Origin of the sequence: Citrobacter sp. RHBSTW-00887 (genome assembly GCF_013728095.1) — a bacterium.
Classification (GTDB): Bacteria; Pseudomonadota; Gammaproteobacteria; order Enterobacterales; family Enterobacteriaceae; genus Citrobacter; species Citrobacter braakii.
In genome coordinates this window covers 3,034,227-3,055,006 of record NZ_CP056267.1, presented here as the reverse complement: position 1 = coordinate 3,055,006, position 20,780 = coordinate 3,034,227, and the positions used below count along the sequence as shown (strand labels likewise).

The 20,780-nt window shown below is 52.3% G+C and carries 20 protein-coding genes; 15 read left to right on the top strand and 5 right to left on the bottom strand.

The genetic code is table 11. The features are described 5' to 3' along the window. The first annotated feature begins 91 nt into the window (after positions 1–91). The 7 genes from astC to ves all read left to right on the top strand — a co-directional run bounded on the left by astC (position 92) and on the right by ves (position 7,879). Positions 92–1,312, top strand: a complete 1,221-nt coding sequence (gene astC, locus HV314_RS14575) for a succinylornithine/acetylornithine transaminase (RefSeq protein WP_181545941.1) — start codon at positions 92–94, stop codon at positions 1,310–1,312. Continuing rightward, positions 1,309–2,343 carry an arginine N-succinyltransferase gene (gene astA / locus HV314_RS14570; RefSeq protein ID WP_181545939.1) on the top strand — a complete coding sequence of 345 codons (1,035 nt, stop codon included), beginning with the start codon at positions 1,309–1,311 and terminating at the stop codon, positions 2,341–2,343. The genes astC and astA overlap by 4 nt, the downstream gene beginning before the upstream one ends. Continuing rightward, positions 2,340–3,818 (top strand): succinylglutamate-semialdehyde dehydrogenase, encoded by a 1,479-nt coding sequence (gene astD / locus HV314_RS14565; RefSeq protein ID WP_075847317.1) that lies wholly within the window; start codon positions 2,340–2,342, stop codon positions 3,816–3,818. The genes astA and astD overlap by 4 nt, the downstream gene beginning before the upstream one ends. Beyond that, positions 3,815–5,158, top strand: coding sequence for an N-succinylarginine dihydrolase (gene astB, locus HV314_RS14560; protein WP_094761827.1), 1,344 nt, complete (start codon positions 3,815–3,817; stop codon positions 5,156–5,158). The genes astD and astB overlap by 4 nt, the downstream gene beginning before the upstream one ends. Beyond that, entirely contained in the window at positions 5,151–6,116 is a 966-nt protein-coding gene (gene astE / locus HV314_RS14555; RefSeq protein ID WP_181545937.1) for a succinylglutamate desuccinylase, read from the top strand. Before astB ends, astE begins: the two co-directional genes overlap by 8 nt. Positions 6,117–6,466: 350 nt before the next feature. Continuing rightward, the gene (gene spy, locus HV314_RS14550) at positions 6,467–6,952 is read left to right on the top strand and encodes an ATP-independent periplasmic protein-refolding chaperone Spy (protein ID WP_003030629.1); all 486 of its coding nucleotides are present in this window, start codon (positions 6,467–6,469) and stop codon (positions 6,950–6,952) included. A gap of 351 nt (positions 6,953–7,303) precedes the next feature. Further along, positions 7,304–7,879 carry an environmental stress-induced protein Ves gene (gene ves / locus HV314_RS14545; RefSeq protein ID WP_016152850.1) on the top strand — a complete coding sequence of 192 codons (576 nt, stop codon included), beginning with the start codon at positions 7,304–7,306 and terminating at the stop codon, positions 7,877–7,879. Here ves and cho read toward each other — a convergent pair. Together cho and nadE are read right to left on the bottom strand one after the other, a co-directional pair. After that, positions 7,839–8,753: an excinuclease Cho gene (gene cho / locus HV314_RS14540; protein WP_094168881.1), complete on the bottom strand. Its 915-nt coding sequence runs from the start codon at positions 8,751–8,753 to the stop codon at positions 7,839–7,841. The two genes, ves and cho, sit on opposite strands and share 41 nt — an antisense overlap. Positions 8,754–8,859: 106 nt before the next feature. Next, on the bottom strand, positions 8,860–9,690 hold the full coding sequence (gene nadE / locus HV314_RS14535; RefSeq protein WP_047498859.1) for an ammonia-dependent NAD(+) synthetase: 831 nt from the start codon (positions 9,688–9,690) through the stop codon (positions 8,860–8,862). Between the two features lie 210 nt (positions 9,691–9,900). On the opposite strand from nadE, the gene osmE reads away from it, so the two are divergent. The 7 genes from osmE (at position 9,901) to chbG (ending at position 15,811) form a co-directional block, all read left to right on the top strand. Continuing rightward, a complete protein-coding gene (gene osmE / locus HV314_RS14530; protein ID WP_003030621.1) occupies positions 9,901–10,242 on the top strand; it encodes an osmotically-inducible lipoprotein OsmE in 342 nt (113 codons plus the stop codon). Positions 10,243–10,539: 297 nt separating this feature from the next. Continuing rightward, positions 10,540–10,860: a PTS N,N'-diacetylchitobiose transporter subunit IIB gene (chbB, locus tag HV314_RS14525; RefSeq protein ID WP_003832547.1), complete on the top strand. Its 321-nt coding sequence runs from the start codon at positions 10,540–10,542 to the stop codon at positions 10,858–10,860. Between the two features lie 86 nt (positions 10,861–10,946). Beyond that, on the top strand, positions 10,947–12,305 hold the full coding sequence (chbC, locus tag HV314_RS14520; protein ID WP_003030619.1) for a PTS N,N'-diacetylchitobiose transporter subunit IIC: 1,359 nt from the start codon (positions 10,947–10,949) through the stop codon (positions 12,303–12,305). A gap of 54 nt (positions 12,306–12,359) precedes the next feature. After that, entirely contained in the window at positions 12,360–12,707 is a 348-nt protein-coding gene (chbA, locus tag HV314_RS14515; RefSeq protein WP_003030618.1) for a PTS N,N'-diacetylchitobiose transporter subunit IIA, read from the top strand. A gap of 10 nt (positions 12,708–12,717) precedes the next feature. Beyond that, the gene (chbR, locus tag HV314_RS14510; protein ID WP_085951046.1) at positions 12,718–13,560 is read left to right on the top strand and encodes a transcriptional regulator ChbR; all 843 of its coding nucleotides are present in this window, start codon (positions 12,718–12,720) and stop codon (positions 13,558–13,560) included. 124 nt (positions 13,561–13,684) lie between these two features. Beyond that, a complete protein-coding gene (locus HV314_RS14505) occupies positions 13,685–15,040 on the top strand; it encodes a 6-phospho-beta-glucosidase (protein WP_016152854.1) in 1,356 nt (451 codons plus the stop codon). 12 nt (positions 15,041–15,052) lie between these two features. After that, a complete protein-coding gene (gene chbG / locus HV314_RS14500; protein WP_181545935.1) occupies positions 15,053–15,811 on the top strand; it encodes a chitin disaccharide deacetylase in 759 nt (252 codons plus the stop codon). Between the two features lie 36 nt (positions 15,812–15,847). Here chbG and katE read toward each other — a convergent pair whose 3' ends face one another. Further along, positions 15,848–18,106, bottom strand: coding sequence for a catalase HPII (katE, locus tag HV314_RS14495; RefSeq protein ID WP_181545933.1), 2,259 nt, complete (start codon positions 18,104–18,106; stop codon positions 15,848–15,850). 212 nt (positions 18,107–18,318) lie between these two features. Here katE and cedA point away from each other — a divergent pair, with 212 nt between their 5' ends. Next, the gene (gene cedA / locus HV314_RS14490; RefSeq protein ID WP_029139771.1) at positions 18,319–18,561 is read left to right on the top strand and encodes a cell division activator CedA; all 243 of its coding nucleotides are present in this window, start codon (positions 18,319–18,321) and stop codon (positions 18,559–18,561) included. A 66-nt stretch (positions 18,562–18,627) separates the two neighbouring features. Here the strand turns inward: cedA and tcyP are convergent, their stop codons facing one another. Together tcyP and HV314_RS14480 are read right to left on the bottom strand one after the other, a co-directional pair. Next, positions 18,628–20,019: a cystine/sulfocysteine:cation symporter gene (tcyP, locus tag HV314_RS14485; RefSeq protein WP_019078417.1), complete on the bottom strand. Its 1,392-nt coding sequence runs from the start codon at positions 20,017–20,019 to the stop codon at positions 18,628–18,630. Positions 20,020–20,154: 135 nt separating this feature from the next. Further along, positions 20,155–20,754, bottom strand: a complete 600-nt coding sequence (locus HV314_RS14480) for a metal-dependent hydrolase (protein ID WP_087050648.1) — start codon at positions 20,752–20,754, stop codon at positions 20,155–20,157. Positions 20,755–20,780 lie beyond the last annotated feature (26 nt).

The following is a 20,780-nucleotide window of genomic DNA, read 5'->3' as shown; positions in this document are numbered from 1 at the left end:
TGGCTGGCACGAAGCCTGCAATCTACATTTACACCGCAAACACTATATTTATTAACATATAAATAACCTTTTATTTACCGTTGAGGTCGCTATGTCTCTGTCAATTACGCGTGAAAATTTTGATGAATGGATGATGCCCGTATACGCTCCGGCCCCTTTTATTCCGGTGCGTGGCGAAGGTTCACGTCTGTGGGATCAGCAGGGTAAAGAGTATATCGATTTCGCGGGAGGCATTGCGGTTAACGCGCTGGGTCATGCACATCCGGCATTGCGCGAGGCATTAAACGACCAGGCGAGCAAATTCTGGCATACGGGAAATGGCTACACCAACGAGCCGGTGCTGCGCCTGGCGAAAAAGCTGATTGATGCCACTTTTGCCGAGCGCATTTTCTTCTGTAACTCTGGCGCAGAAGCTAACGAAGCGGCATTAAAATTGGCACGTAAATATGCCCACGATCGTTTTGGTAGCCAGAAGAGCGGCATTGTGGCGTTTAAAAATGCTTTCCATGGTCGCACGCTGTTTACCGTCAGCGCCGGAGGACAGCCCGCCTATTCACAGGACTTCGCGCCGCTGCCGCCGGATATCCGCCATGCGGTGTATAACGATCTCGACTCTGCCAGCCAACTGATTGATGACAACACCTGTGCGGTTATTGTGGAGCCGGTGCAGGGGGAAGGCGGCGTAGTGCCGGCAACAAACGCCTTTTTGCAGGGGTTGCGTGAATTATGCGATCGCCATAATGCGCTGTTGATTTTTGATGAAGTTCAGACCGGGGTTGGCCGTACCGGCGAACTGTATGCCTACATGCACTACGGCGTTACGCCGGACCTGCTGACGACAGCAAAAGCGCTGGGCGGTGGTTTCCCCATCGGCGCACTGCTGGCGACAGAGCGTTGCGCCAGTGTGATGACGGTCGGTACGCACGGTACGACCTATGGCGGAAACCCGCTGGCCACTGCGGTGGCGGGAAAACTGCTGGAAATTGTTAACACGCCGGAAGTGCTTAACGGAGTGAAACAGCGTCACGACTGGTTTGTGGAGCGTATTAACGCCATTAACGAACGTTTTGGACTGTTTAGTGAAATTCGTGGACTCGGACTGCTGATTGGCTGTGTGCTGAACGCGGAATTTGCCGGGAAAGCAAAACACATCTCGCAAGAAGCGGCCGTTGCCGGAGTGATGGTGCTGATTGCTGGCGCTAATGTGGTGCGGTTTGCGCCAGCGTTAAACGTCAGCGAAGAAGAAATCGCCACCGGACTGGATCGCTTTGCGCTAGCCTGCGAACGCATTAAAGCAGGAGGTTCATCATGATGGTGATTCGTCCCATTGAACGCGCTGATATCACCGCGCTGATGCAGCTTGCCAGTAAGACCGGCGGTGGGTTGACCTCGCTACCGGCGAATGAAGCTACGCTGATGGCGCGTATCGAACGTTCGCTACAAACCTGGCGCGGTGAGTTGCCCAAAAGTGAGCAGGGATATGTGTTTGTGCTTGAAGACAGCGCCAGCGGAAGCGTGGCAGGGATTTGCGCCATTGAGGTGGCGGTGGGGCTTAACGATCCCTGGTACAACTACCGGGTCGGTACTCTGGTGCACGCCTCGAAAGAGCTGAACGTGTATAACGCGCTGCCGACGCTGTTTCTGAGTAACGATCACACGGGCAGTAGCGAACTTTGTTCTCTGTTTCTCGATCCGGACTGGCGTAAAGAAGGCAACGGCTATTTGTTGTCGAAGTCGCGCTTTATGTTTATGGCGGCCTTTCGTGACCGATTCAATGAGAAGGTCGTGGCCGAGATGCGCGGCGTGATCGATGAACACGGCTACTCTCCGTTTTGGCAAAGCCTCGGCAAACGTTTTTTCTCAATGGAGTTCAGCCGGGCGGATTTTCTCTGCGGAACCGGGCAAAAAGCCTTTATTGCTGAACTGATGCCTAAGCATCCGATTTATACCCATTTCCTGTCTGACGAAGCGCAAAGCGTGATTGGTCAGGTGCATCCGCAAACGGCTCCTGCGCGGGCGGTGCTGGAGAAAGAAGGATTTCGCTACCGCAATTACGTCGATATTTTCGACGGCGGACCGACCCTGGAATGCGATATTGACCGGGTACGGGCTATCCGTAAAAGCAGGCTGGTGGAGGTGGCTGAAGGGCAGCCTGCGCCGGGCGACTATCCTGCTTCTCTGGTTGCCAATGAAAATTATCAAAATTTCCGCGTCATGTTGGTTCGTGCTGACCCGGATACTCAGCGTCTGGTGCTGACGGCGGCGCAACTGGACGCCCTGAAATGTCACGCGGGCGACCATGTACGTTTTGTGCGTCTTTGTGCAGAGGAGAAAACAGCATGACATTATGGATAAACGGCGACTGGGTGACGGGGCTGGGCGAGCGTCGGGTGAAAACCAATCCCGTAAGCGGTGATGTGCTGTGGCAGGGCAATGATGCCGATGCAGCCCAGGTAGCGCAGGCGTGCCGGGCCGCGCGCGCAGCCTTTGCCAGTTGGGCTAAACAGCCCTTTGGCGCACGCCAGGCCATTGTTGAAAAATTTGCCTCATTGCTGGAAAGCAATAAAGCCGAACTCACACAGATTATCGCCCGGGAAACCGGCAAACCCCGTTGGGAAGCCGCTACAGAACTGACGGCGATGATCAATAAAATTGCCATCTCCGTGAAAGCCTGGCATGCGCGTACCGGAGAGCAGCACAGCGAATTACCGGATGGCGCAGCGACGTTGCGCCATCGCCCGCACGGCGTGCTGGCGGTTTTTGGCCCGTATAACTTCCCTGGCCATTTACCCAATGGTCATATTGTTCCGGCACTGCTGGCAGGCAACACATTGATTTTCAAACCCAGCGAGCTGACGCCGTGGACCGGTGAAGCCGTGACAAAGCTGTGGGAGCAGGCGGGATTGCCGCCGGGTGTGCTGAACCTGGTGCAGGGCGGTCGCGATACGGGACAGGCGCTGAGCGCGCAGGACGACCTCGATGGCCTGCTGTTTACCGGCAGTGCCAATACTGGTTATCAACTGCATCGACAGCTATCCGGCCAGCCGGAAAAAATCCTCGCTCTGGAGATGGGGGGCAACAACCCGCTGATTATTGAGAACCCGGAAGATATTGATGCCGCAGTGCATCTGACTATTCAGTCCGCGTTTGTCACCGCCGGACAGCGTTGTACCTGCGCCCGTCGCCTGTTAGTTAAAAAAGGCGCGCAGGGGGATGCGTTCCTGACGCGCCTGGTGGACGTCAGCCAGCGTTTAATGCCCGGCAACTGGGATGCAGAACCGCAGCCATTTATTGGCGGGCTGATTTCCGAACAGGCCGCGCGGCATGTCTATGATGCCTGGCAGCGTCTGGAATCGTTAGGGGGCCGAACGCTATTAGCGCCACGTCTGGTGCAAGCCGGAACGTCACTGCTCACCCCTGGGATCATCGAACTGACCGGGGCGGCGAACGTACCCGATGAAGAGGTCTTTGGACCGCTGCTTGGCGTCTGGCGTTATGACAGCTTTGATGACGCAATTCGTATGGCGAACAACACCCGCTTTGGATTGTCGTGTGGGTTGGTTTCCCCCGATCGCAGCCAGTTTGATCAACTGCTGCTCGAGGCGCGGGCCGGGATCGTCAACTGGAATAAGCCGTTAACCGGCGCGGCGAGTACAGCGCCGTTTGGCGGCGTTGGCGCTTCCGGGAACCATCGCGCCAGCGCGTGGTATGCCGCAGATTATTGCGCCTGGCCGATGGCAAGTCTGGAATCACCGGCCTTAACGCTGCCAACGACGCTTAGCCCCGGCCTGGATTTTTCTCGCGAGGATAAGCTATGAAAGCCCGTGAGGTAAATTTTGATGGTCTGGTGGGGCTGACCCACCACTATGCGGGGCTGTCATTTGGTAATGAGGCCTCAACCAAACATCGTTTTCAGGTATCGAACCCGCGTCTGGCGGCGAAGCAGGGTCTGCTAAAGATGAAAGCGCTGGCGGATGCGGGATTTCCCCAGGCGGTGATCCCGCCTCATGAGCGGCCGTATATTCCGGTGCTGCGTCAGTTGGGCTTTACCGGCCGCGACGAACAGATACTGGAGAACGTGGCGCGTCAGGCGCCTCACTGGCTCTCCAGCGCCAGCTCCGCATCGTCTATGTGGGTGGCGAATGCGGCAACGGTCTGCCCTTCAGCCGATGCGCTGGACGGGAAAGTGCATCTGACGGTGGCGAATCTGAATAATAAGTTTCACCGTTCGCTGGAAGCGCCGACCACCGAAGCATTGCTACGGGCGATTTTCCGTGATGAGAATAGTTTTACGGTCCACGGTGCGTTACCCCAGGTTGCACTATTCGGTGATGAAGGTGCGGCAAACCATAACCGCCTCGGCGGGGATTACGGCGACCCTGGCGTACAGCTGTTTGTTTACGGTCGTGAAGAAGGGAATGCGTCCCATCCGAAGCGCTATCCGGCGAGGCAATCCCGTGAGGCCAGCGAGGCGGTCGCCCGACTGAATCAGGTTAACCCGCATCAGCGCATTTTTGCCCAGCAAAACCCGGACGTTATCGATCTTGGCGTGTTTCATAACGATGTGATTGCGGTGTCGAATCGCCAGGTACTGTTTTGTCATCAGTTGGCGTTTGCCAGACAGCAGGCGTTGTTCGAGCAGTTACGCAGTCAGGTGGCAGGTTTTACCCCGCTGGAAGTCCCGGCTGCGGAAGTGTCGGTGCAGGATGCGGTGACCACCTATCTGTTTAACAGCCAGTTATTGAGCCGTGATGACGGTTCGATGATGCTGGTCCTGCCGCAGGAGTGTCGGGAGCATGCGGGCGTGTGGCGGTATTTGAACCGTCTGCTCGAGGAAGACAATCCGATCGATGACCTGCAGGTATTCGATCTGCGTGAAAGTATGTCCAACGGCGGCGGTCCGGCATGTCTGCGCCTGAGAGTGGTGCTTACTCCACAGGAGCTGCAGGCCGTAAATCCGGCGGTTATCATGAACGATAATCTGTTTAACACGCTGAATAATTGGGTCGACCGTTACTATCGCGATCGTCTTACCGCCGCCGACCTTGCCGACCCGCAGCTGTTACGTGAGGGGCGTGAAGCGCTGGATACGTTGACGCAATTGCTCAACCTCGGCTCTGTGTATCCCTTCCAGCAGGAGAGGAGCAGCCATGGATAATTTTCTGGCCCAGACGCTGGCAGGGATAACCCCCGAGACAACCGAGGGCACAGCTCGCGGCTTTTCCTGGCAGTGGATTGGTCACGGAATTCTGGAGCTGACGCCGGACACTCCGGCGGAATATTCGCTGGTGCTGTCTGCGGGGATCCACGGCAATGAAACGGCCCCGGTAGAGATACTTGATTCAATTCTCTCCAGGCTGTTTAGCGGTGAACTAACGCTGACATGGCGGCTGCTGGTGATTCTGGGGAACCCGCAGGCGCTGGCGGCGGGAAAACGTTATTGTCATAGCGACCTGAACCGTATGTTTGGCGGCCGTTGGCAGATTTTTGCCGCGAGTGAAGAAACGCACCGAGCTCATCAGCTTGAGCTGTGTCTGGAGGATTTTTATTCGCGGGCGAAAGAGCCAGTACGCTGGCATCTGGATCTGCACACCGCGATTCGCGGCTCGGAGCATCTGCGCTTTGGCGTGTTGCCACAACGCAACGTTGCCTGGGACGAAGATTTTTTGGGATGGCTGGGAGAGGCAGGGCTGGAGGCGCTGGTTTTCCATCAGACACCTGGCGGCACGTTCACTCATTTTAGCGCTGAACATTTTGGCGCGCTGGCCTGCACGCTGGAACTGGGTAAAGCGCTGCCGTTTGGACAAAACGATCTGGCTCAGTTTGCGCAGACGGCAGATGCACTGGCGAAGCTGCTGCAGGGCGAGCGAATGTCACCGGGAGAAACATCTCCGCTGCGTTACCGCGTGGTGTCGCAAATCACGCGGCGTAGCGACGATTTCATTCTTCACATGGATAACCAGACGCTCAACTTTACCCCTTTTACAGAGGGCACCTTGCTGGCGCAGGACGGTGATGAACGTTTTACCGTCACCCATGATGTTGAATACGTTCTTTTTCCAAATCCAAACGTGGCCTGTGGTTTACGTGCCGGATTGATGCTCGAAAAATTGTGACAAATATATATGCCCTTTTGGTTTATCCCTAAGGGCTTATTTTTGTGTGCTGTTTTTATTTATTACGGATTATTCCTGGTGAATTGCTTTCTTAATAATCAGGGATGAGGTATAGTTCTTCATAATCCCTTCAAAATCATCCTGTTGTAATTTTTTTATTGCAACTCTGCGCAATTTATTCTTTTTTTCTCCATAATTGATGAAAGTTTGTTTTTTACACTTTCATTGTTTTACCGTTGCTCTGATTAATTGACGCTTAAGCCGGTAAAGTTAATCTCGTCAACACGACATCACATTGCATAAGAGTCGCATGAGTGTCGTAAAAATAACTGAAAGAAAGGATAGAAATTATGCGTAAACTGACTGCTCTGTTTGTTGCCTCTACCCTGGCGCTGGGCGCTGCTAACCTGGCCCACGCCGCTGACACGACAACAGCTGCGCCAGCTGATGCCAAACCAATGATGCACCACAACGGTAAGTTTGCCCCGCATCACGACATGATGTTTAAAGACCTGAACCTGACCGATGCGCAGAAACAGCAGATTCGCGAGATCATGAAAGGTCAGCGTGATCAGATGAAACGTCCGCCGCTGGAAGAGCGCCGCGCAATGCACGACATCATTGCCAGCGATAGCTTCGATAAAGCGAAAGCGGAAGCGCAGATTGCGAAGATGGAAGAACAGCGCAAAGCCAACATGCTGGCGCACATGGAAACTCAGAACAAGATTTACAACATTCTGACTCCGGAACAGAAAAAGCAGTTTAATGCCAATTTTGAGAAGCGTCTGACAGAACGTGCCGCGCAGAAGGGTAAAATGCCGCAAGCTGCTGAGTAATCGTTCAGCGTCTACACTATATCATTCACGCTGTGTGTGCTGATTGCCGCACAGTGTGAAACCAAACTCAAGACCGCCGCTCTTGTCCACAACACGTTTAACGAGGTGGGCAGGATCGGCGGTTTTTTCTTTGCTGCCTCTTGCACCGCGCTTGTGACACGTTATTCTCCTGAAGCCCGCGAAAATTCCACCTGGAGGGCGCGTTGTTCTTTTTTGCAAAACACCGGGTTCATCGCTAAGGCAAATCAACTCTGCTGCCGATAACAATAATCTGCAGGGTGAACATAACAATGATGATTTATGGCTGCCTGTTTACGGTGGGCTGCCGTGCTGCGCCTTTCTGGAGGGATGATGGAATACTTTGATATCCGCAAAATGCCGGTCAATCTGTGGCGAAATGGTGCGGGAGAAACGCGTGAGATTTGCTGTTTTCCGCCAGCAACACGAGATTTTCACTGGCGGGCGAGTATCGCCTCCATCGCAGCGAATGGAGAGTTTTCTCTTTTTCCCGGCGTAGAACGCGTGATTACCCTGCTGGAAGGCGGAGAAGTGACGCTGGAAGAGCCGAACACCTTCACGCATACCCTGAAACAGCATCAGCCTTTTACCTTTGCCGGTGACAAGGTGGTAAAAGCGAAGCTGACGGAAGGGCAGATGTCGATGGATTTTAATATCATGACCCGACGGGATGTCTGCCAGGCAAAAGTCAGAGTTGCCGATCGCACCTTTACGACCTTTGGTTCGCGCGGCGGCGTGGTGTTTGTTATCAGCGGAGCCTGGCAACTGGGTGATAAGCTGTTGACCGTCGATCAGGGTGCAAGCTGGCACGACGGTAAACACACGTTACGACTGCTGGAGCGCGAGGGGAAACTGCTGTTCAGCGAGATTAACTGGATGCCGGGGCATTCTCCTGACTCAGTTCAATAATGTCATATTGACCAGACAGAATTGGCCGGCAGAGAATTTTGTAGCCATCTTGATCAAAGCCGGCCGGCATTCGCGCCAGTGTAGCTGCCTCATCCAGCGTTGAAACGGCTCCCAGCCACAGCCAGTTATTGATGATATGGTACTGCGTCATTTCAGCGCGGGTTTCCTGCAGCGCAATGGCATTGCTCCACGGCCAGCAGATTACGCGCACTCTTTCCAGGGCTTCTACCAGACGCAAATAATGTGCTTCAGGGCTTTCTTTCCCACAGCAGGCTCCGGCGCAGCGTTTAAGCGCGGAGCGAAAACAGGCGCGCCCGTGGCTCAGGGGTTCCAGCCCCAACAGGCCGTAGCACAGCTGTTGTTCATCAGCGAGGCTTTGCAGCGTCTGTAGCGCTGCGCGGCGGTTGGCAAACAGGCCAAACAGATTGGGGGCGTGGGAGAAATCAATATCTCGTGCGTAAACCACCTGAACCGTTCGGTCGGTAAGCTGCAAGGCACACAGCTGGCGATTGCGTCGCAGCCGTTTGTTAAACAGGGGCTGCTGTTCTTTGATAAGCCGCGCTTCCAGCAGCAGGGCGCCAATTTCTCCTGCCGTACAAATCCAGCTAATGCGCCTGGCCTGACGCAGCATACTCGCTTCGTCTGCGGTACGCAGATGCGCCAGCACACGGCTGCGAATATTGACACTTTTACCAATATAAAGCGGCATGGTGTCGCTATCACTGTGAAACAGATAGACGCCTGGCGCGGTGGGAAGCGCACTCAAAAACGGGCGCAGGTGCTCGGGATATTCATAGATTGCCGCTGCCTCAAATGTCAGACGAGGGGCTGATTGACGCTGTACCACTGTTGACTCCAGATGCTGGTTATTCATCCAGTGTAGCAGTTTGAGGGCGATTAAAAAAGCGGCATGAGATTCAGCAGGCTAATGCCAGATAGGGCCAATCCTGGCGCTACCCGGCATTTTGAAGGGAAAAGGATTACGCTTTTTTCCAGAAATCATCAAACACGGTGATCGGTGTGCGACGTTTATGCTCAGTTTTCACGTACCAGCCTTCAATTTTTTTTGCGACGTCGGCATCCAGCGTTTTTCCTTCCAGATAGTCGTCGATGTTGTCGTAAGTGACGCCCAGTGCGGCTTCATCCGGCAGAGAAGGGCGATCGTCCTCGAGGTCAGCAGTTGGTGCTTTCTTATATAAGTGCTCCGGGCACCCCAGCGCGGCGAGCAGTTGTTTGCCCTGGCGCTTGTTCAGACGAAATAGTGGGTTAATGTCGGTACCGCCATCGCCGTACTTAGTGAAAAATCCGGTGATGGCTTCTGCAGCATGATCGGTACCCACGACAACCCCGCTGGTCATGCCGGCGATACTGTATTGTGCCTTCATACGTTCACGGGCTTTTTCATTGCCGCGCACAAAATCGCTCAGTTCAATACCCGCTTCACGCAGGGCCTGCTCGCTGGCCAGCACCGCGCCCTTAATATTGACGGTCAGTACGCGGTCCGGTTGAATAAAGGCGATGGCATCCTGGCAGTCCTGCTCATCGGCCTGAACACCATACGGTAGGCGTACGGCAATAAACTGCAGTGCGTCATTACCCGTTTCTTTTCGCAGCTCGGTGATCGCCATCTGGCACAGTTTTCCCGCGAGCGTTGAGTCCTGTCCGCCGCTAATTCCCAACACCAGCGATTTCAGAAAGGGGTAGGTCTGCAGATACGATTTCAGGAAATCCACGCTGCGGCGAATTTCTTCTTCTGCATCGATGTGCGGTTTTGCGCCAAGCGCCTGGATTATCTCTTGCTGCAGAGTCATTTAACCCCCTCCGAAAAATAAAATGATCAAAAAAATGATGTGTTAAAGCTAACGCGTTGAGGCCCAAACGACAAGGGATGCGAGCCTGATATAGCATCATTTTGTTTTAATAGAATTTTCCGAAACCACCTAAGTATCCTCTGATTGCTTGAAAAATGCGTTGTTGTGCTCCAGGCTTATATAACACGCTGAAATACAAGAGGACGGAATATGAACAAGAATCTAACAGGAATTCTGAGCGCAGCGGCTGTTTTGACTATGCTGGCAGGGTGTACGGCCTACGATCGTACGAAAGACCAATTTGTTCAGCCCGTGGTGAAAGATGTGAAGAAAGGGATGAGCCGGGCGCAGGTAGCGCAGATTGCCGGTAAACCGTCTTCCGAAGTCAGTATGATCCATGCGCGTGGGACGTGTCAGACCTACATCCTGGGTCAACGAGATGGTAAAGCTGAGACCTATTTTGTTGCTTTAGATGACACCGGACACGTGATTAACTCTGGCTACCAGACCTGCGCAGAGTACGACACCGACCCGCAGGCAGCGAAGAAGTAACAACTGTTTATTGCCTGAGCACTCGGGAAAACCGGCCACTGCGCCGGTTTTTTTATGTCACACGATCTTAATTATTGACGCGAATTATTTGCCTGAAGTGTGAGGGTGGTCATAACGCCAGGTCAAGGAGAGACAATTTAGTTGGTCAAGGAAATACCATCCGCCGGTGCAATCCCGTATACTCATTTCAGCCACCTAAAAAAGTAATTTAGCTGACGCAAGTTACCCAGAGCATGGATGCAGGTTAGGGCTTGCGGAGTGTCTGGTGACAGATAATCGCACATGAGGATCGTTTTAATGGAAAAGAAACACATTTATCTGTTTTGTTCTGCGGGCATGTCGACTTCATTGTTGGTTTCGAAGATGCGTGCTCAGGCCGAAAAATACGAAGTACCGGTTATTATTGAAGCGTTTCCTGAAACGCTGGCCGGAGAAAAAGGTCCAGTGGCCGATGTTGTATTATTAGGTCCACAAATTGCTTATATGTTGCCCGAAATTCAGCGTTTGTTACCCAACAAGCCTGTGGAAGTGATTGACTCGCTGCTGTATGGCAAAGTCGATGGTTTAGGCGTGCTTAAGGCTGCGGTTGCAGCAATTAAAAAAGCCGCAGCAAATTAATTATTTTATTTTAATTTTCCCGTCAAAGAGTTATTTCATTAACATTCACCGTAATTATTAATTGCGGTATTTAAGGGTATTTTTCTATGAGTAACGCTATTGCTTCACTTGAAAAGGTACTCCTTCCTTTTGCTGTAAAAATTGGAAAGCAGCCACACGTTAATGCAATCAAAAACGGTTTTATTCGTTTAATGCCGTTAACCCTCGCAGGGGCCATGTTTGTATTAATCAATAACGTTTTCCTGAGCTTTGGGGAGGGGTCGTTTTTTTATTCAATGGGCATTCGACTTGATGCTTCAACTATTGAAACGCTGAATAGTTTGAAAGGCATTGGTGGAAACGTCTATAACGGTACGCTGGGTATCATGTCATTGATGGCGCCGTTCTTTATCGGTATGGCGCTGGCAGAAGAACGCAAAGTCGACTCACTGGCTGCCGGGCTGTTATCCGTCGCCGCATTTATGACCGTAACGCCATATAGCGTGGGTGAAGCCTATGCCGTTGGCGCGAACTGGCTCGGCGGTGCCAATATTATTTCCGGTATTATTATCGGCCTCGCGGTCGCGGAAATGTTCACCTTTGTGGTCCGTCGCAATTGGGTAATTAAATTACCCGATAGCGTACCGACATCCGTGTCGCGCTCTTTCTCTGCGCTGATTCCTGGCTTCCTTATCCTCTCCATTATGGGGATCATCGCCTGGGCATTGAACACCTGGGGTACGAACTTCCACCAGATCATCATGGATTCCATTTCAACTCCGCTGGCATCGCTGGGCAGCGTGGTGGGTTGGGCCTACGTGATTTTTGTTCCGCTGCTGTGGTTCTTCGGTATTCACGGTTCACTGGCGCTGACCGCGCTGGACAGCGGTATCATGACGCCATGGGCGCTGGAAAACATCTCCATTTACCAACAGTTTGGTTCCGTAGACGCCGCGCTGGAAGCTGGAAAGACCTTCCACGTCTGGGCGAAACCGATGCTCGACTCCTATATTTTCCTCGGGGGTAGCGGGGCTACGCTGGGTCTGATTATCGCTATCTTCCTGGCATCGCGTCGTCCGGATTATCGTCAGGTTGCTAAACTGGCACTGCCGTCAGGCCTGTTCCAGATTAACGAACCTATCCTGTTCGGTCTGCCGATCATCATGAACCCGGTGATGTTTATCCCGTTCATTCTGGTGCAGCCGATTCTGGCGGCGATTACGCTGGCAGCTTATTACTCCGGCATTATTCCACCGATTACCAACATCGCACCGTGGACCATGCCAACCGGTTTGGGCGCGTTCTTTAACACCAACGGTAGCGTCGCTGCTCTGCTGGTCGCGCTGTTCAACCTCGGTATCGCCACGCTGGTTTACCTGCCGTTCGTGGTGGTAGCCAACAAAGCGCAGAACGTTATTGATCAAGAAGAAAGCGAAGAAGATATCGCTAACGCATTGAAATTCTAAATTTAATCCGGCATGGCTTCACGGTCATGCCGGACTGAACCAGAGGAAAAAAGTATGTTGGATATCGAGAACATCGTCGACACGCAGTCAGAAGCAGAAGAACTCGAAGAAGTGGTGATGGGTCTCATCATCAACTCCGGTCAGGCGCGTAGCCTGGCGTACGGCGCGCTCAAAATGGCCAAGCAAGGCGATTTCGAGTCAGCTAAGGCTATGATGGACCAGTCCCGTCTGGCGCTGAACGAAGCGCACCTCGTGCAAACGAAACTGATTGAAGGCGATCAGGGCGAAGGTAAAATGAAAGTTAGCCTGGTGCTGGTTCATGCTCAGGACCATCTGATGACATCAATGCTGGCGCGTGAGCTGGTGACTGAACTGATTGAGCTTCACGAAAAGCTGAAATAGCGAGGAGTGCATAATGCAGCTACAGATTAACGCACCGGAAATCAAAACCGTCTATGAACAGCAGCTGTTTAATGGCAAAAATTTCCATGTGTTCATCTATAACAAAACTGAGAGCATCAGCGGGCTGCATCAGCATGACTACTACGAATTTACCCTGGTTTTAACCGGGCGCTATTATCAGGAAATCAACGGTAAACGCGTATTGCTCGAACGCGGGGACTTTGTTTTTATTCCATTGGGATCGCACCACCAGAGTTTTTATGATTTTGGGGCGACAAGGATCCTGAACGTCGGTATCAGTAAACGCTTTTTTGAACAGCACTACCACCCGCTGCTGCCATTTTGTTTCGTTGCATCGCAGGTCTATCGGGCGAATAATTCGTTTCTCACTTACATTGAAACGGTTATTGCATCACTAAACTTTCGCGAGAGCGGACTGGATGAATTTGTAGAAGTGGTCACCTTCTATATTATTAACCGGTTGCGCCATCATCGCGAAGAGCAGGTGCTGGATGATATTCCGCAGTGGCTTAAAACCACCGTGGAGACCATGCATGACAAACGGCAGTTTAGCGAGAATGCGCTGGAAAACATGGTACACCTGTCCGCGAAATCCCAGGAGTATCTGACCCGCGCAACCCAGCGTTATTACAGCAAAACGCCGATGCAGATCATTAATGAAATCCGCATTAACTTTGCTAAAAAACAGCTGGAAATGACTAACTATTCTGTAACGGATATTGCTTACGAATCTGGCTACAGTAGTCCAAGTCTGTTTATTAAAACGTTTAAAAAGCTGACGTCATTTACACCTAATAGCTATCGTAAGAAATTAACTGAATTTAATCAGTAGATATTATTTGCCAATAACCCATTTTTTATAGCTTGCCCAAAATAGCGTCGGGACAGCCACGCTATACCTGACAAACGGGTTGAGCATAATACACGTCAGTGTTTTGACACTGAAGGGAGAAAGTATGAGCCAGAAATTAAAAGTCGTCACTATCGGTGGCGGGAGCAGCTACACCCCTGAGTTACTTGAAGGCTTTATTAAGCGCTATCATGAATTACCGGTTTCTGAATTGTGGCTGGTTGATGTCGACGATGGAAAAGAGAAGCTGGACATTATTTTTGACCTTTGCCAGCGCATGATCGATAAAGCTGGCGTGCCGATGAAGTTGTTTAAAACGCTGGACCGCCGTGAAGCGCTGAAAGATGCTGATTTCGTTACCACCCAGTTGCGCGTAGGGCAACTGAAAGCCCGCGAAAAGGATGAACGCATTCCGCTGAGCCACGGGTATCTGGGGCAGGAAACCAACGGCGCTGGTGGGCTGTTCAAAGGTCTGCGTACTATTCCGGTTATCTTTGATATTGTCAAAGATGTGGAAGAACTGTGCCCGAATGCGTGGGTGATTAACTTTACTAACCCGGCCGGGATGGTGACGGAAGCGGTCTATCGCCATACGAATTTTAAGAAATTCATCGGTGTATGTAATATTCCTGTCGGCATGAAAATGTTCATTAGCGATGTGCTGGCGCTGAAAGAGAGCGATGACTTATCCATCGATCTGTTCGGTCTGAACCATATGGTCTTTATTAAAGACGTACTGGTGAATGGTAAATCACGCTTTGATGAACTGTTGGATGGCGTGGCTTCAGGTCAACTGAAAGCCTCCACCGTGAAGAACATCTTCGATCTGCCGTTCAGTGAAGGGTTGATTCGCTCGCTGAAGCTGCTGCCGTGCTCATATTTGCTCTATTACTTCAAGCCAAAAGAGATGCTGGCGATTGAAATGGGTGAATACTATAAGGGCGGCGCTCGCGCTCAGGTGGTACAGAAAGTGGAGAAACAACTGTTTGATCTCTACAAAAACCCGGATTTGAACGTGAAACCGAAAGAGCTGGAACAGCGTGGTGGAGCCTATTACTCCGATGCGGCCTGTGAAGTGATCAACGCCATCTACAACGACAAACAGACCGAGCACTATGTCAACGTTCCACATCATGGGCATGTTGACAATATCCCGGCGGACTGGGCGGTTGAGATGACCTGTACACTGGGACGCAACGGCGCCACGCCGCACCCACGTATTACCCATTTTGATGAGAAAGTGCTCGGCCTTATCTATACCATTAAAGGCTTTGAAGTCGCGGCGAGCAATGCGGCACTGAGCGGTGAGCTGAATGATGTGCTGCTGGCGTTGAACCTGAGTCCGCTGGTGCATTCTGACAGCGATGCCGAGATTCTGGCGCGTGAGCTAATTCTGGCGCATGAAAAATGGCTGCCAAACTTCGCCGGGTGTATCGAGAAACTCAAAAGCGAACAACACTAACTGAGGTCGGCTATGGAACGCGTACTGATTGTAAATGCGGATGATTTTGGCCTGAGTAAAGGACAAAACTACGGCATTGTTGAAGCCTGTCGCAATGGCGTGGTCACCTCGACAACCGCACTGGTTAATGGCGCAGCCATTGACCATGCGGTACAGCTGAGTCGCGACATTCCTGAACTTGCCGTTGGGATGCATTTTGTTCTGACGCTGGGCAGGCCGTTGACGGCAATGCCAGGCCTTACTCGTGACGGGTTACTGGGAAAATGGATCTGGCAGATGGCTGAAGAAGACACCTTGCCGTTGGATGAAATTTCTCAGGAACTGGCCGCGCAGTATCAGCGTTTTATTGACCTGTTCGGGCGAGAGCCAACGCATCTGGATAGCCATCACCATGTGCATATGTTCCCGCAGATTCTCCCTATCGTGGCCGGGTTTGCTGCCCAACGGGGGATTGCGTTACGGATCGATCGTCAGGCGGTATTCCAGGCGTCTGACTTTCCGCAGACGTTACGGACTTCCCAGGGATTCAGCAGCGAGTTTTATGGCGAAGCGATTTCTGAAGCCCTGTTTTTGCAAACGCTTGACGCGTCAGCAGACCGGGGAGAGTCCTCGCTGGAAGTGATGTGTCATCCGGCCTTTATCGATGACATTATTCGTCAAAGTGCCTACTGTTACCCCCGCTTAACTGAGCTCGACGTGCTGACGTCTCCGTCACTGAAATATGCTATTGCGGAGCGCGGTTATCGTCTTGGCAGTTTTCTGAACGTCTAACTCCTGAGTTTGCGGCGCATAATGCGCCGCATTTTTTTAGGCTGGTATCGTGTCGATTTTTCCGGCGCGTGACCAGACGCGGTGCGCAGTCATTAGCGTCAGCAGGGTATCCATAAACTGTGCGTCTGCACTGTCTGCCTCCACCACGCCTTCTTCTCCTTCATTTTTGATATTCAACGTTGCTTTAAACTGACGCGCATCGCCAGCCAGTGCGATAGGTTTTAAGTGCTTATACGCTTCGAGTAAGTAATATCGGGCATCACCGTTCATAGCGATATCTGCGATATTGCCACACGGAACGATAACCGCATCGACGGTCAGCGATGGTGAACCCGCAAAGGTACCGGCGATTGTCAGGACGGAACCATCATCGGCAACCACATTACCCATTCGGGAATAGAGCAGTTTGGCGTGAACGCCTTTGGCCTGTAAGGCTTGCATGATGGCAAGCAGGTCGCCCGATTTCACCTGGTCATTAAGTAGAATGGCGACCACGCGGCCCTTAATCTCACCTTGCGCACCCGCATATAAACTGAGTGACGGCGCACTTTTCAAACCATTGACGTTAGCCGGTGGGGCGATTTTGGCCTGTTCCTCGGTTAGCTCAAAACCGAGATTATCGGCAACCGCCTCGGCGAGGGCTGTATCAATATGGGCTAACTGTTCAACCACTCTTTCCCGAATATAGGGGCGCGTAACTTTGCTGAGTTCGAAGCTGAATCCGCCGATAATATGCTGCTGTTCAATTGGCGTCTGACTTAGCCAGAACAGGCGAGGGTGCGCATAGTATTCGCCAAAAGAGGGGCTACGTTCGCGGATTTTGTTTCCTTCAATCCGTTCCTGATACGATTCAAATCCACCGCGTTTTGGCCCCGGCGGCGTTTCACGCGGCCAGTTATCATTGATGGAATTAGGTTCATAGTTGGCCGGGTTGGTATCGATGTCCATACGATGCATGCCGTCACGCTGGAAATTATGGTACGGGCAGGTCGGGCGATTAATCGGGATTTCATGGAAGTTGGGCCCGCCCAGGCGGCTGATTTGGGTATCGGTATACGAAAACAAGCGGCCTTGCAGCAAGGGATCGTTGGTAAAATCGATACCAGGGACGATGTGTCCGGGATGAAAAGCGACTTGTTCATTTTCGGCGAAGAAATTATCCGGATTACGGTTCAGCACCATTTTACCGACGCGTTGCACCGGAACCAGCTCTTCCGGGATCAGCTTGGTCGGGTCGAGCAGGTCAAAATCGAACTTGAATTCGTCTTCTTCAGGAATGAGCTGCAGCCCCAGTTCGTATTCCGGATAATCGCCTGCTTCGATAGCTTCCCATAGATCGCGGCGATGAAAATCGGGATCACGACCGGTAAGTTTTTGCGCTTCATCCCATACCAGCGAAGCTTTGCCCGCCAGCGGTTTCCAGTGAAAACGGACAAAGGTGGCTTTCCCTTGCGCATTTATCAACCGGAACGTGTGAATGCCAAAGCCTTCCATCGTGCGATAGCTGCGTGGAATACCCCGGTCAGACATCGCCCATATAACGTTGTGCAACGTTTCTGGCTGTAACGAGACATAATCCCAAAAGGTATCGTGGGCGCTTTGACCCTGTGGGATAGCCCAATGCGGCTCCGGTTTTACCGCATGAACGAAATCCGGGAATTTATGGGCATCCTGAATGAAGAAGACTGGTGTGTTGTTTCCCACCAGATCGAAAATGCCCTCCTCAGTATAAAATTTGGTCGCAAATCCTCGAATATCTCTGACCGTATCCGCTGAGCCTGCGCCGCCCTGAACCGTAGAGAAACGGACAAAAACCGGGGTGATTTTATTTTCATCACTCAGAAAGTCCGCTTTCGTCGTCGCGCTGAGGCTGGCATAGGGCTGAAAGTAACCATGAGCGGCAGAACCTCGGGCATGTACGATCCGCTCCGGGATGCGTTCGTGATCAAAATGGGTGATTTTTTCCCGCAGGATAAAGTCTTCCAGCAGAGTTGGCCCACGGTTTCCTGCGCGCAGAGAGTTTTGATCGTCCGCGATGCGCACTCCCTGATTGGTTGTCAGAGCAAAATCTTCGCTGCCTTTACGAAAACTATCCAGCGCGTTGAGTTTGTCACTTCTGGTGTCAGGCGCTTTTAAGCTGCCAGACGTAGTGGGCTGCATGCCTGGTGGCGTGGGTTCAGGTGTTGGCCGATGTGAACCGTCTGCTGGCGCCAGTGAGTCAAGTCCTGGCTGGGATTCGCTGGCATCATGAACCGGCGCTGAGTGATGGAGTGGGTGCTTATCATTCTGTGACATTAAACTCGTCTCCTGTTTTCATCGCTTAAAGGTCGTTGTTGCCGTCAAAAGCTTTAACTATAGACCACTTGCTCAGTGGTGCAGGAACTGACCGAGGGCGTAAAGCGCGATGAACCAGGCAAACAGCGCACGCAAGACAGGACGTCAGGAGGCAAAATCGGCTAAGATAGCCGTTTTCTGATTTTTAGAATTAGTCTTTAGTGAAGCAACTGATTATGAAACCTCTTCGCCAACAAAATCGTCCGGTAATTAGCTATGTTCCTCGCGTGGAGCCAGCCCCACCAGAGCATGCAGTTAAAATGGATGCGTTTCGTGACGTATGGATACTGCGCGGAAAATATGTCGCTTTTGTCTTAATAGGGGAGGCGTTTCAGCGTTCACCTGCATTTACGGTCCCGGAATCAGCGCAACGCTGGGCTAATCAGGTTCGCCAGGAAAATGAACTGAGCGATTAATGGATATAAAAAAACCGCCGGAGCATGACACTCCGGCGGTTTTTTTTGTTTTTCAGTCTAACAGACTTAGCGATGCGCCAGTTCGGCGTTATCGTCGCTGTCCAGAATTGTTTTATCGGTCTGTTTCAGCCATTGGCTGGTCAGCGTACCGGCTGTCATAGAACCGCTCACGTTCAGCGCGGTACGACCCATATCGATCAGCGGCTCAACGGAAATCAGCAGCGCAACCAGCGTGACTGGCAGACCCATAGCTGGCAGGACGATCAGCGCGGCAAACGTTGCACCGCCACCCACACCCGCAACCCCTGCGGAACTGACGGTGACGATACCGACCAGCGTCGCAATCCACATCGGGTCCAGCGGGTTGATCCCGACGGTCGGGGCGACCATTACTGCCAGCATTGCCGGGTACAGCCCTGCACAACCGTTCTGGCCAATGGTGGCGCCAAAGGAGGCGGCAAAAGAGGCGATGGATTCAGGCACGCCCAGACGACGGGTTTGCGCTTCAACGTTCAGCGGAATTGAGGCTGCGCTGGAACGGCTGGTGAAGGCGAAAGTCAGCACCGGCCACACCTTGCGGAAGTATTTCAGCGGGCTAACGCCGTTAACACCCAACAGGATCCCGTGTACCACGAACATAATGCCCAGACCGAGATAAGAGGCTACGACGAAGCTACCCAGCTTGATGATGTCCTGCAGGTTGGAGCCAGCAACTACTTTGGTCATCAGCGCCAGAACACCGTACGGTGTCAACTGCATCACCAAACGAACCAGCTTCATCACCCAGCTTTGCAGGGTATCGATAGCAACCAGCACACGCTCGCCTTTCGGTGCATCATCTTTCAGCAGCTTCAGTGCGGCAACACCGAGGAATGCAGCGAAGATAACCACGCTGATAATTGACGTCGGGTTAGCTCCGGTCAGGTCGGCAAACGGGTTTTTCGGGATAAACGACAACACCAGCTGTGGAACGCTGAGGTCAGCTACTTTGCCAACATAGTTGGTTTCAATCGCGTTCAGACGAGCGGTTTCGGCCCCACCTTGCACCAGACCTTCTGCGGTCAGGCCGAACAGGTTGGTCACCAGAACCCCTACCAGCGCGGCAATCAGCGTAGTAAACAGCAGTGTACCGATGGTCAGGAAGCTGATTTTACCTAACTGAGAGGCGTTGTGCAGACGCGCAACGGCGCTGAGAATAGACGCAAACACCAGCGGCATGACAATCATCTGCAGCAGTTGGACGTAACCGTTGCCGACAATGTTGAACCACTGTACGGAATCTTTAAGAACCTGGCTGTCGGAACCATAAATGGTGTGCAGGGCGAGGCCAAACACCACACCCATGACCAGACCGACCAGTACTTTTTTTGCCAGACTCCACTGCTTGTGACGGGCTTGCGCCAGCACGAACAGCAGCACTACGAACACGATAATGTTCGCGATTAATGGATAGTTCATCCCCGTTCTCCTGATCTTATTATGCGTATCACCGTGTGACGGTGGTTCTGTTGGCGCAAGATTAGCAGAACTGTGACTTGCCTCTTATATTCAAATGGAATTGTTTATGCCAAAAATAACTTTTTGGCTGATTTATTAGTCAACCTGGTGCGTTATAAAACGATTAAACTGCATTTGCAGCGTATTTATCATTTGTGATGACCAGCGCACCGCACTGTTCTCTTGTACGGTCTGCGGCATCCAGATTGCCCACGCGAACAGCGCCATGCACAGAAACCGCTCCAGTTGGTTGCCTTTTTGCGGCACGAGGATAGGCAGACGAAAACGCCAGCGGCAGGGCCAAAGCAAGGGGACGCCCGCCGGGGTCAACATGTCGGCCAGAATGTGGCTGAGATAACCGAGAACCATACCTTGTAAGGCATCAGCCGGAATTATCCAGGTATCAGGGACTTTCAGGTAAAACGTGGCCAGCAGGGCAAAAACCGCCAGCAGGCTATGCGTAAATCCGCGATGACCAAATGCCCGGGCAATGGGCTTTGATATCCACTTCAGACGCTGTCCCAGCAGGGATTTTGGATGATCGATATCCGGCAGCAAGCACGTCAAAATGGCTGAAGGAACAATATGCCACCAGTCACCCTGCGCAAGAACGGGCGTTAGCTCGGCATTCTTGGCAAATACCGCACAGGCAATAGAAAAAAGAAGGTGACCTTCCGCCGTCATGATAAAACCCAATAAACTGTCGATTCATACAGTATAGG